A 12,012-nucleotide genomic window follows, 5' to 3' on the forward strand; every position below is an offset into this window, starting at 1 on the left:
ATTAAGTAGACCTCTTTCATAAATCATTTTTTGCTCAGTTCCAAGTTGTAGATTCCAGCGATTAAATTGAATCTCAAACCAAGCCTTTTACCTCTATTTCGATAACGCTCAGCAAGGATTTTGAAGGTTTTCAGGCTGCCAAATACATGCTCAATTCCGATTCTTCTTTTATTGATTTCTTGATTATAGATTTTCAATTCAGGATCTAATTTACAGTGTCTTTTGGCTTTTAATGGCAACAGGCTATTCGGATACAACACATAAATCCCCTGATAGCCTTTATCTGCAAGGATAAAAGCCCCAAAAGGAATCTGGTTTAAATTGCGTTTGAACAACTCGAAATCATGCACTGCACCGCGACTGGTACATAAACTCAGAATTTGCTGAGTTTTGTAGTGAATCATGGCCTGTACTTTAAAGGTATGGGTCTTTTTCTTGCCGCTATAGCTTTTCTTCTGTTTTTTTAGGCCTTTGGATTGGAATTTTCGTGGCATCCACGATTACAACATTCCAGTCGATGCCTTCGCCCTCGGGTAAATCTTTGGGTAAATTAAACAGATTGGACCGAATCAGGCAGTCTTCAACATGACGGACAATTCTTGAGGCTGTGGGCTCTGAAACCCCGTAACTCGTCGCAACGTGAAATAAGGTTCGGTATTCCCGCCAATAGCTCAGACAGAGCAGAACCTGATCCTCCAGGCTTAACTTGGGCGGTCTGCCTTTGGCAGAGACATGCTTCTGCAATTGCTCAACCATCAAATAGAAAGTTGACCATGAGATGCCTGTGTATCGCTTGAACTGAGGATCAGAAAGCTTGTTTGAATCGATGTATTTCATCCGCAGATTATGCACGAATGCTAAGAAATCCGGAGTGCAAATATTAACCGAAAAGAAGATCGTTTTTTGATTTATGAAAGATATCTATTTATAAGATATTGAATTTTATTAATTATTTAAAATTATAATTTCTTATACATGTTTAATCTAATTTTCTAAAAATTAGATCATTAAATATAAAAACGAAAAAACCATTTTTAAATAGCAGAATATATTACATAGAATCACAAATTAGGCCTTTTCAGTTGCCAATTTACCTTGACTTTATATTTTTAAAATTATTAAACCTTTTGCAGATACTGGTGTTACTGCAAGCATCAATTACATCATCGGTGGTTATGATCGTATGGATGTGAAACAAAAGAACAAAGTAGTATTCGGACTAGGTTATAGCTTCTAATTTTCTCTGAATAAAAAAGGCGACTTTAGGTCGCCTTTTTTATTGTTTGGATTCTCAAATTAAGTTATTCAAACGTGCTGCCCGCGATAAGACAAGGCTTCGGATAAATGCCCAGTCTGAATATCTGGACTTTGATGAAGATCGGCAATGGTTCGGGCAACACGCAAAATCCGATGGTAACCTCGTGCTGATAAATTCAGTTTCTACTGTGCCAGTTCAATCATTTTCTGAGCTGGTGGATCAAGAGGGGCATATTGCTCTAGCTGTTTCGCAATAAGACTCATGTTCAAGGCATAAAATAAAATTCGCTTTCTTTTTGGAAATCTGTATTGTTTCTAAGATTAGAATTACTTATATTTCCACTAACAGTAGTATTTATAATGAAATTATTATATAAGTTGTAGTTAATAGATGGAGTAATATTAAAAGAATTGTAGTTTTGAGTGGTTTTTTCATTATTTTTTAATTGGTAACCAGGGTTTCGGAATAAAAAATCTGATGAGTTATCTATGAAAAGTGAAGAGTAAATGGAGGTTGAGACTTTACCTGTTTTATTGAACTCATCATCTAACGATATAAATGGTTGTGCGAAATTATTAATGGGAATTAGAGTTAATATACAAATTTTTTCACAATTTACCTATTTTGCTTTTTGAATTTTATCAATATAAAAATCAATATCTTTTTCTTTGTAGCCTAAAATATGCCCAATTTCTCGCTCTAAATCAATATTTATTTTTTTGATATTTAATTGTTTATTAATTAAGTCTAATAATCTATAAGCATTATCTTTTTCATTAGGTAAATAAAAAATATATACACCAATCTCTAAGTCTTTCAGTCTAGATTTAATCTTACTAAAAATTAAATTTATCTCACCATTGTCACAAGGTTCTCTGAATTCTTCTGGAAAAAAATCAAATAATGCAATTTTTTTTTGATTTACTCTCATTAACTCAAGTTCTATTTCTTCGTGTGGTCCAATTTTAGGATTACTAGTCATATATTTGTCTCTAGAATAAAAGATAGGAGTAAGATTTAAACTCCTATCTTTGTTAAATTACTATTATAGCTTAATGTAACAATACTGACAGTAATTTGGTGAGTAGATACCACCATGTCTACCACCACATTCCGCACACACACATATGGTCCAGTTACACCGTAAGCGTCCGCTGAGCCCCACTTTTTCTAACTCATTAATACCGCGATAGTGTCCACTAAAATTTAAGTGGACACCTATTTATGGATTTAAAGACAGTTATAGACACTGCACCAACGCTAAAAAAGCCCCGTCGAACCTTCACGGCTGAATTTAAACATCAACTTATTCAGCAATGCCAGCAGCCAGATACATCGGTGGCTAAGGTCGCAATGCAACATCAGATCAATGCCAATCTGTTGCATAAATGGATTCGTCAGTCCAGATCAATGGTTCCATCATTAACAATCTCATCCATTCCACAGACCGACTTCCTTCCCGTCATTCTTCACCCGACGCCAGTCAAACAAGAAGCACCTCCGCCACCTGTGCCAGAGAAGAAAGCTACCGCTCATATTAGGATTCCATTACATGATGAACAAGGTTCAGTAAGGGATCAGATGATCGAAATCGAATGGCCGGTGGGGTCTGCAACTGAATTACTGCTTTTACTTCAGGGCTTGATCAAATGATCCGTATCGATGAAATCTGGTTGTCTACCCAGCCCATGGACATGCGTGCGGGTATGGATACGGCCATGGCGCAGATTATGAAAGCCTTTGGCTCAATCAAACCGCATTGCGCCTACCTGTTCTGTAATAAACGTGGCCATCGTATGAAAGTGCTGGTACATGATGGACTAGGCATCTGGCTGTGTGCCAGGCGGCTGGAACAGGGAAAATTCCACTGGGCTAAAGTTCACCAGGGTGAAAACGTAGCTCTCAGTCCAGAACAGTTACAGGCACTAATTCAGGGTTTGCCCTGGCAGCGCATTGGACGACAGCAAGTGGTAACAATGCTCTAAACCAGGCTGCTACATTCTGCTATTCTCCAAACGTTCTATTTCCTCTGCGTCATGACCTCAGGCATACTGCAGTCATGAAAATGCTGCCTGATTTAAGCCAACTGACCCATGAACAACTGCTGGAATTTACCCGGCAGTTGGCGATGCAGCATCAGTCTCTGGCACAATCAAATCAAGAATTAGAAAAATCAAACCAGCAATTGGATGCCAAAGTTCAGCATCTTTCTATTCTCAATCAAAAATACGAGCATGAACTCGCACTATTTAAACAGCACAAATTCGCCCAAAAGAATGAACACTTAACGGCAAAACAAATCCATCTATGGGACGAAGCGGTCGAAGAAGATATCGCAGCCGTTGATCTGGAATTAGAACGATTAAATGCAGATAAAACCGATGCAGCGACACAGAAAGCCACAGTCAACAAACCTAAACGTCGACTGCTGCCAGATCATCTACACACCATCCGTATTGAGCATGAACCTGCATCAACCCAATGCAGTTGTGGCTGCCAGTTACGTCGTATCGGCGAAGATATCAGTGAAAAACTGCATTTCAGACCGGCACAGTTCTACAAGGAACAGCATGTCCGTGGCAAATGGGTCTGTGATCAGTGCGACACTCTGACTCAGCAAGCGATGCCCGCCTATGTGATTGATAAAGGCATTGCTTCACCTGAATTGCTCAGCCATGTGCTGGTATCGAAGTATGCCGATCATTTGCCGCTGTACCGTCAGCGCCTGATCTATCAGCGGGCTGGCATTGATCTGTCCAGATCCACTTTATCTGACTGGATTGGTCGCTGCGGTGTGGAACTGGAACCTCTGGCTAATGCCTTAAAACAGGTGGTGTTGCAACAGCGGGTGATCCATGCCGATGAAACGCCGGTCACCATCATGCGGATGGGTGAGAATGAGAAAAAACCGAAGAAAGGTTATGTCTGGGCCTATGCCACCACACAGTACAATCCAGTTCAAGCGGTGATCTATGACTTTCAGGATAGCCGTTCAGGTCAGCATGCTGAAGAGTTCCTGAATGGCTGGCAGGGCCATCTGGTCTGTGATGATTACAGTGGTTATAAAGCACGCTTTAAATCAGGCCAGGTCATTGAGGTGGGCTGCATGGCACATGCACGTCGTAAATTCCATGAACTGCATGTGACCGGGAAAAGTCAGATCGCTGAACAGGCATTAGTGCTGATTCAGAAACTGTATGCCATAGAAGCAGAACTCAGGAAAAAGACCGATGGTACAGCAGAACATCGCCGCGAATACCGGCAACAGCATAGCCAACCGGTGATGCAACAACTGTATGAATGGCTCAACCAACATTATCTGGCGGTGCCATCGAGTTCTCCAACTGCCAAGGCGATCAATTACAGCCTAAAACGTTGGCAGGCACTCTGCCACTATCTGGATGATGGCAATTTGCCTATAGATAATAACTGGATTGAAAATCAGATGCGCCCCTGGGCGTTGGGACGTAAGAACTGGCTGTTTGCTGGCTCGCTGCGCAGCGGCCAACGAGCTGCCAATATCATGACTTTAATCCAGTCAGCAAAGCTGAATGGACTGGATCCGTATGCCTATTTAAGTGATGTGCTGAAAAGGCTGCCGACGCATAAAGTCACCCAAATAGAAGAATTACTGCCACACCGCTGGAAATCCGACCAAAATTAAAAAATAGGCATGGGATTCAGCGGACGCTTACGTTACACCGTCCTGAGTTTCTTTCATATGAACTGTGTAAAAAATGATTTATGAAAGAAGCCTAGTGTCTATTTGAATAAGAATATACAAAAATGTATTAGTTAATAAAAAATATCTCTATATGGGATCTTTTTATATTATTTGCTATTAGTAATAAAGTGGTGAATCTTTTTTTCTTCGTTCAACTGTGATTCCAGAAATTTAACACGATTTTCTAACTTTTGATTTTCTTCCCTGACAACCTGTATTTCTCTATCCTTATATTTTTCTTGTGAATTCAGTTGATGAAACTCATCTAAAACTGTAGCTTGCCATTGATCACCAGACTTATTGTTTCGATAATCTTGATAAACAGATGCTCCTGCAATTAGAGTTGAAATAACTAATGAACCAACTGCAAACCATAATTGTATCTTCGTAGTATGTTTTGCTTCTTTATCTCTCTGATCTAGTCTTTCCAACATTGTAGCTGCAGCCTCCGCAAGCTCCTGAAGCGTTTTTGCCGACTGTGCTGTCATTTGTCCTGTCAGATGAGCCATTTCTCGATCTTGAGTACGTTCCTTAGCTAATATTTTAGTATGTTCAGCGAATCGATTATCTATACCTAGAGGTTTTAGACTAAACTCTGGAGGCTGCTGAATAGCTGCTTTGTTTAGTTGGTCAAACTGTTGCCATGATTGTCCTAACTCAGAACTACTTTTACGAACTCGATCAAAAATCCCTTCAGTTGATGAAAGTACTTTTTCATGAATTAGCTTAGCTTGTTTTTTAGTTTTATCCACCTCAGCCGTAGGAACAAAGCTAAGAATAGCAATTCAGTCTTTTTAGTTTTTACAATCGCCTGAATATTCTTGGCACAGCTTTCATAGTCTAGGCTGCCTGCAAATGGTGGATTGGCAAGAATCAAACTAAACTGACTTTCAATATGTGAATGCGCTTCGCTTAAAGAGTCACGATTTTCAATACTTGGGTTTTCAACACCGTGCAGCATCATGTTCATCGAACCAATACGAAGCATGGTACTGTCAAAGTCATAACCAAAGAAGGTTTCTTCACTGAAGCGTTTCGCTGCTTCAGGATTGGCAAAAATCTCAGTACTGTGATGTTCGTTTAAGTATTCACTGGCTGCAACAAGGAAACCTGCTGTACCACACGCAGGGTCACAGATCGTATCTGTTGGTTTTGGCTGCATCAGTTCAACAATCATCTTGATGATATGACGAGGAGTACGAAACTGGCCGTTACGACCTGCTGATGCAATCTTACCGAGCATGTACTCGTAAATATCACCTTTGGTATCTTTATCATCCATTGGTACAGCAGCCAATAGATCAACTACCTTTGTTAAAAGCGCAGCATTTGGAATTGTAAAACGAGCGTCCTTCATATGATGACTATAAGTGGTGTCATCTTCACTGCCAATACTTTTAATGAATGGGAAAACTTCATTGGCGATGGTACTGTAAAGCTGCGTTGGATCACCTAGCGTAATAAATTTAGACCAGCGTAAATGATCTTGCTCAGGTGTGAAAATTGGCTTTTCTACAGCAGTTTTTAGACGGTTGGCTTTCTTTTCTTTAGTGATCTGAATTTCATCAAGTCGACGGATAAAGAGCAGATAAGTCATTTGCTCAATGACTTCTAGAGGATTAGAAATACCACCACTTGCAAATGCATCCCAAATTTGATCAATTTTGCTTTTTATTTCGCCTGTAATCACGCTGATGACTCTCAAATTTCTTTGAGGGTATTGTGGTAGATTTAAATATGAAAAGCTATGGATAAGGAATGCAAATAACTTGGGATTAAAAGCAGAATTTTGTCTTCTGATCATCCAATATCTTATGCAACCACGCAGGCAAAGAGGACTGATAAAGTAATATCCACTCTTCAGATGTAAGTGTCTTTTCAAGCTTTTCAACCATATTTAAATCAACAATTTCTTTTCCTAAAAAGAGTAATGCTGATATGGTCATTCCTACATGGCTACCAAATGGATGTTGGAAAAATTTGCTGTTTTTAGTATGCAACAATCTTACCTGAGTGCCGCCAATCTTAAATTCACGAGAGTAACCTGAAGTATAAAACACATCCATTACTGGAACCTGAGTACTTAATTTAAGCCGATTTGCGGCCATACCTCCATGAATCTGGATGAGTTCACCATTTTTTTCAGCAATCACTTTGACCACTTCATAAACATCAGGGCTCAGGTATCGCCCCTTCAACATACGGTTTGGTTCAGGTTTATAATAAATACCGTGCTGAATACTATTAATCACGCCTTGCTCAGTTAACCGATGAAGCTCCTGATAAACTACATCAGTGTTTCCATACTGTTCAAACTCATCCACAGAAAAGACATGCCCAAGGCGAAATCCTTTTACCCGTTCCTGAACTGCTTTTGCAATATCTAACATAGAAGCCCCAAACAGAATATATAAAAGGTAGTTGAAACCATCAGATAATTACACAACGTATGCTTTCAACTATCATGTTCGATTTTATGTATTTCTTCTATATTATTGGATTAAACAAAATTTAAGTAAATTAAGATTTCTACTAAAATAATTTGGATGCTGGGTATGCTATTAGGTGCAATATCTTGCACTTAATCTTATGAAAATCTCTGATAAGTACAGATTTTGGCCCTTAACGTTAACTTCAGGGATATTTGGTGATTCCATGTAGAAAGAATATCTTTAAGTTAGTTTATTAATACTTCAAATTTAAGAAATGAAATTTCATAAAAGTGATAATCCTTCCTACATTGCCGAAGTAATTGGGCTACGGTTAAAGCGAGCACGATTAAACCGAGACATGACACAAGTAGAAGTCGCAGACAGAGCCTGGGTTTCAAAAAGGACAGTGCTAAAAGCAGAGAAAGGAGATGTTCGATTGGCTGACCTGATAGCTATTTTACGGGCTTTGGAAATGTTAGATGAGATTAATTCATTTCTGCCAGAGCCTCCTTTATCTCCAATAGAACTCTTAAAATTAAGAGGAAAAATAAGAAAAAGAGCTTCAGGCAATAATAAAAATAAAACAGATACACCTAATTTAGGTTGGTAGTTTTAAACCTAAATTAGATTTTTAGTTTTTATTTGAATGAAACTAAGGAATCAAATCTTTGGCTGAAATTTGCAAAGCTGATGCTATTTCATATAGTTTTTCTACCGTGATATTGACCTCACCACGTTCAATACGTCCCATATAACTACGATCAATTCCACATTGCAATGCGAGTGATTCTTGAGTGATATTTTTCTCTTTTCTTTTGTTACGGATTGAACAACCAATTACTTTCGATAATTCTGACATTTAGAACAAACTGCTCAAAAAAAAGAAATATCACCAATTGAGGACTAAACATCCACGGACTATAATCCCCTTTTACTTTCTAAAGGTTTCCACAATGATTAAATTTAATATTCCATTGGCTGACCAACTTCTTGAAATAATAAAAAATTATGAAATTGAGGATTGGGAAGCTAAGTGTTTTTGGGAGATTATTAGACAAACAGATCAGTTGGATTCTTCCAATATTAAAAGCTTAAAAGAAGAGATGTATGCAGCTATAAAATTATTATCAAAAAATGACTACTTAGTTGCTCAAAGATCGCTATTTAAGAAAAAATCTTATTTATATAGTGAAACTCAAAAATTAAAAGAATTGAGAAAGCAGTTGATCGAGAATGAATCAAGAAATCCTTTAAATATTCAAAAGAACAAACTAAAAAAAGAGTTAATTTTTTTGATAAAACAGGCTGAATTCATTAATGAGTTAACTTTATCTTACCCAGAATTTTGCTATTCAATAAAAAAATATAGAGAAGAAATTGATTATCAGATTGATTATTGCAACCTAAAAATAAAAACAATAGATAAGATTATTAAAATACACAACAGATGATTTCTAATAAAAATTTAATAAAAATAAACATTTATAACAGTTACTATATTAACTCGGATCATGGATAAGGATTTTTTCCAAAATCATAAGATAGAGGCTCTATCTGTATCTTTCATTTTAGATGAAATTAAAGCTGCAAGGTTTATTCAAGAATTTCCCAGCGAGCAACCTCTAAGCAAAGAAAGATATTTTTCCTAAACTCCCTCACTCTCCATTAAAGCTGATACTTCTAGCTTGAATTTGGATCAGTATATTTTTGGATACTTAGAACCTATGACGATGATAAGCTTACTTCAACCTAAATTCATCTAATGTTACTGGATTAAAGTTTTCATCAAACATACACTGATCAGCTCGTTCTTTTTTCATGTCGCCAAGGCATAAAAAACATTTCTCTCTAAATAAAGCATATTTCCATACTTTCATATTACTAAATGATGAAATTGCTTCTATCTATGAAAAATTAAACATTGAGAATTCACATTTTTGGAAGATCGTATGAAATTACAGTGAGGATATTGCGATCATGCAAATTTATGCCATTGCAATCTATACAGAATTTTTGAAAGTTGTTTTTTAATACAAGAAATTGAGCATTAAATTTAGAACTTTTGTATTTTGAGTTAAAAGCCATAAACTCAAAATCCAGTTGAAAAAAGACTTACAACACTTCCTGAAGCTAATTAAGTTTAAATTGTGTTTACATTTATAGAAGATAAATAGCTAAATTCTCGTTATAAATACAGTTACCAAGGTTTCCACTAACAAACAAACTTCTAAAAATCTTACATGTTTACATTAAAACAAGGTATTAAATAAAAATCTTTTAAAAAACATGCATATTATAGCCTACTTATTACATTTACATTAGAGAAAAAGGAATATAAGCTATCACTGAAGCGATCACATAAGACAATTTTTCCAGTATTTAAAGCGGGTAGAATCACTTGTGTCAGATGCTGGGCACGTGCCGCATACATCAGCAATAACTCTGTATCATGGCACATCGCTTCTTCGTGGTTTACGGCCAACAATAGCGAACGAATCTGTTCTGCCATCGGTGTACCGCCCGGCTCGCGGGTCAGCACGACCTCTTTACCTTGAGCAATAAAATCATCATAGATACGACGAATGAGTGTGGTTTTCCCTACACCCTCAGTGCCTTCAAAGCTGATAAACATGCTCATTCCTTATTTTTTGAACGTAAAACAGAGAGATATTCTTGCACTGCTCTATTGTGGTCTTGCAGACTACTGCTGAATTTATGCCCACCATTACCCGTTGCAACAAAATAAATATTTTGTGAATTGTCCGGATGCATCGCTGCTTCAATGGCTTTCTTGCTTGGCAAGGCAATCGGTGTCGGTGGTAAGCCAGCCATGGTATAGGTGTTATAGGGTGTTGGAGTGCGTAGATCCTGACGGGTGATATTACCTTTGTAATTCTCACCCATACCATAAATAACAGTTGGATCTGTCTGTAGACGCATGCCTATTTTCAAACGGCGCACAAATACACCAGATACCTGTTGTAACTCGCTATCCAGGCTGGTTTCTTTTTCAATGATCGATGCCATGATTAGCGCTTCGTACTTATTCTGATATGGCAGATCTGAAGCACGTTTTTCCCAAGCCTGATCCAGAGATTTCATCTGGCGCTGATAAAGATCGGTCAGAATCTTGCGATCTGTTTCGCCTTTGGCAAAGAAATAGGTATCCGGAGCGAACAGACCTTCAGGATGATTAAATGGAATATTGAGTTCTTTGAGCAATTGATCGGTTGGCAAATTCACCACTTCTTTAGTCACCAGATCATCTTTCTTTAAGGCATCAATCAGCTGTTTAAAAGTCGTGCCCTCAATCACCAGAATCCGGTTCATCTGAGCATTTTCTGCATTGGAAATCATGTCCAGTACTGCACGAATACTCATACCTTGAGGAATTTCATAAACACCCGCCTTCATGGTGTCATGAATCATGATGCGCTGATACAGCTTTAAAATAACCGGAAAGCTGACATGATTTTCTTTGGCCAGCCGATCAATAAATCCAGAATAGGTTTCACCATTACTAATTGCCAGTAACTGTTTTTGACCTTCTACAGGATAATCTTTCCATAGGCTGGCTCTCAGGATCAGCCCTAGAACCAGGAGTATCCCGATTAGAAATAAAGCTATCCCCTTCATGAAACCAGGGCGTTTGGAATTATTTTTCTTTTTGGTTTTAGACTTGGAAGCTGACATATTAATAAGGCATCTGATTCAATCGAAGACGGTTAAAAAGTTCAATACAAGCATCTACATTTAAAGTACGCTGCTCAAATTGAGTGGCAATTTTCATCGGACTGAGCGCATTGCAGAAAAACAAGCTGTCGATATGGGGAATTTCATCCATTTCCACATCACGCTGCTGACAGATAATGCCCTGATCCTGCATACGTTGCAAAATTTCTGCACGCATTACACCGAAGACGCCATTATAACGAAGTTCTGGTGTAATCCATGTATTGTTTATACGAATGAAGCAATTACTGCTCACCCCTTCAACAATTGTACCCTGCACATCAGTTACCAGTGCTTCCGGCCAGCCATGCAGATCCGCTTCCTGTTTAAGCAAGACCTGTTCCAGACGATTTAAGGTTTTCAACCCCACCAGATTCGGCATGCTGAGGCCAATGGCCTGTTGCAATACACCCGCCTGAATCTGCTCATAACTGAAGTCCTGTAGAGTTTTCGGATAATAGAACACCCAAAGATCTGCCGGATGGTCTGGCAGGCTATAACCACGCTGTCCTATACCACGACTCAGTACAATCTTTAAGGTTCCGTTCAGTTCAGCTTCTGATTTCAATAACGCTTGCAAACTTTTTTCAATCAGGTCCAGATCAGCATGCAAACTTAATTTTTGCTGGCTCATCCTTAAACGGGCTAGATGACGGTCTGCTAACTCGATCTGGTTTCGACGTATGCGGGCGGTAGTAAAGCAGCCATCACCATAATGAAAGGCACGATCCAGCACATCTATATCTTTGACGAGTTGAGCATTTTTTAAATACAACATGCTTTTAAGGCCTCTCTGGTGACGGATAGAGCGATGAAATATAAACTCTGTCTATATATCTGTTTTACTCACATAAAATTCGTTTTTA

General features: G+C 38.2%; 13 protein-coding genes and 3 pseudogenes. 5 read left to right on the plus strand and 11 right to left on the minus strand.

The window, feature by feature from the left end; translation table 11 throughout:
* Window positions 1-23: 23 nt before the first annotated feature.
* From FOC32_RS14860 to FOC32_RS14875, 4 genes and pseudogenes are all read right to left on the minus strand, one after another.
* On the minus strand, window positions 24-494 hold the full coding sequence (locus tag FOC32_RS14860; RefSeq protein ID WP_004809604.1) for an IS5/IS1182 family transposase: 471 nt from the start codon (window positions 492-494) through the stop codon (window positions 24-26).
* A complete protein-coding gene (locus FOC32_RS14865) occupies window positions 442-837 on the minus strand; it encodes a transposase family protein (RefSeq protein ID WP_175967904.1) in 396 nt (131 codons plus the stop codon). The genes FOC32_RS14860 and FOC32_RS14865 overlap by 53 nt, the downstream gene beginning before the upstream one ends.
* A 468-nt stretch (window positions 838-1,305) precedes the next feature.
* A pseudogene (locus FOC32_RS14870) lies at window positions 1,306-1,527 on the minus strand (magnesium chelatase); the annotation flags it as partial.
* Between the two features lie 350 nt (window positions 1,528-1,877).
* On the minus strand, window positions 1,878-2,240 hold the full coding sequence (locus FOC32_RS14875) for a hypothetical protein (protein WP_175967906.1): 363 nt from the start codon (window positions 2,238-2,240) through the stop codon (window positions 1,878-1,880).
* Window positions 2,241-2,482: 242 nt separating this feature from the next.
* On the opposite strand from FOC32_RS14875, the gene tnpA reads away from it, so the two are divergent.
* The 3 genes from tnpA (at window position 2,483) to tnpC (ending at window position 4,922) form a co-directional block, all read left to right on the plus strand.
* On the plus strand, window positions 2,483-2,911 hold the full coding sequence (gene tnpA / locus FOC32_RS14880; protein ID WP_175965975.1) for an IS66-like element accessory protein TnpA: 429 nt from the start codon (window positions 2,483-2,485) through the stop codon (window positions 2,909-2,911).
* The gene (gene tnpB / locus FOC32_RS14885) at window positions 2,908-3,243 is read left to right on the plus strand and encodes an IS66 family insertion sequence element accessory protein TnpB (protein WP_004783682.1); all 336 of its coding nucleotides are present in this window, start codon (window positions 2,908-2,910) and stop codon (window positions 3,241-3,243) included. Before tnpA ends, tnpB begins: the two co-directional genes overlap by 4 nt.
* Before the next feature lie 74 nt (window positions 3,244-3,317).
* Entirely contained in the window at window positions 3,318-4,922 is a 1,605-nt protein-coding gene (gene tnpC / locus FOC32_RS14890; RefSeq protein WP_175965973.1) for an IS66 family transposase, read from the plus strand.
* 167 nt (window positions 4,923-5,089) lie between these two features.
* Here tnpC and FOC32_RS14895 read toward each other — a convergent pair whose 3' ends face one another.
* The 3 genes and pseudogenes from FOC32_RS14895 to FOC32_RS14905 form a co-directional block, all read right to left on the minus strand.
* Window positions 5,090-5,734 carry a hypothetical protein gene (locus FOC32_RS14895; protein WP_175967908.1) on the minus strand — a complete coding sequence of 215 codons (645 nt, stop codon included), beginning with the start codon at window positions 5,732-5,734 and terminating at the stop codon, window positions 5,090-5,092.
* A 2-nt stretch (window positions 5,735-5,736) separates the two neighbouring features.
* Window positions 5,737-6,672: pseudogene (locus FOC32_RS14900) on the minus strand (type I restriction-modification system subunit M); the annotation flags it as partial.
* An 85-nt stretch (window positions 6,673-6,757) separates the two neighbouring features.
* Window positions 6,758-7,372, minus strand: a complete 615-nt coding sequence (locus tag FOC32_RS14905) for a DUF6088 family protein (RefSeq protein WP_175967910.1) — start codon at window positions 7,370-7,372, stop codon at window positions 6,758-6,760.
* A 316-nt stretch (window positions 7,373-7,688) separates the two neighbouring features.
* Here FOC32_RS14905 and FOC32_RS14910 point away from each other — a divergent pair, with 316 nt between their 5' ends.
* The gene (locus FOC32_RS14910) at window positions 7,689-8,024 is read left to right on the plus strand and encodes a helix-turn-helix domain-containing protein (RefSeq protein ID WP_175967911.1); all 336 of its coding nucleotides are present in this window, start codon (window positions 7,689-7,691) and stop codon (window positions 8,022-8,024) included.
* A 42-nt stretch (window positions 8,025-8,066) separates the two neighbouring features.
* Here FOC32_RS14910 and FOC32_RS14915 read toward each other — a convergent pair whose 3' ends face one another.
* A complete protein-coding gene (locus FOC32_RS14915; RefSeq protein ID WP_034683227.1) occupies window positions 8,067-8,273 on the minus strand; it encodes a helix-turn-helix domain-containing protein in 207 nt (68 codons plus the stop codon).
* A 94-nt stretch (window positions 8,274-8,367) separates the two neighbouring features.
* Between FOC32_RS14915 and FOC32_RS14920 the strand changes: the two genes are divergently transcribed.
* Window positions 8,368-8,865, plus strand: coding sequence for a hypothetical protein (locus FOC32_RS14920; RefSeq protein WP_034683224.1), 498 nt, complete (start codon window positions 8,368-8,370; stop codon window positions 8,863-8,865).
* An 875-nt stretch (window positions 8,866-9,740) separates the two neighbouring features.
* Here FOC32_RS14920 and tmk read toward each other — a convergent pair.
* From tmk to pabC, 3 genes and pseudogenes are all read right to left on the minus strand, one after another.
* A pseudogene (gene tmk / locus FOC32_RS14925) lies at window positions 9,741-10,046 on the minus strand (dTMP kinase); the annotation flags it as partial.
* 2 nt (window positions 10,047-10,048) lie between these two features.
* Window positions 10,049-11,107, minus strand: coding sequence for an endolytic transglycosylase MltG (gene mltG, locus FOC32_RS14930; protein ID WP_175967913.1), 1,059 nt, complete (start codon window positions 11,105-11,107; stop codon window positions 10,049-10,051).
* Between the two features lies 1 nt (window position 11,108).
* Window positions 11,109-11,924 carry an aminodeoxychorismate lyase gene (gene pabC / locus FOC32_RS14935; protein WP_175967915.1) on the minus strand — a complete coding sequence of 272 codons (816 nt, stop codon included), beginning with the start codon at window positions 11,922-11,924 and terminating at the stop codon, window positions 11,109-11,111.
* Between the last annotated feature and the right edge of the window lie 88 nt (window positions 11,925-12,012).

Origin of the sequence: Acinetobacter sp. FDAARGOS_724, from assembly GCF_013364475.1 — a bacterium.
Classification (GTDB): Bacteria; Pseudomonadota; Gammaproteobacteria; order Pseudomonadales; family Moraxellaceae; genus Acinetobacter; species Acinetobacter variabilis.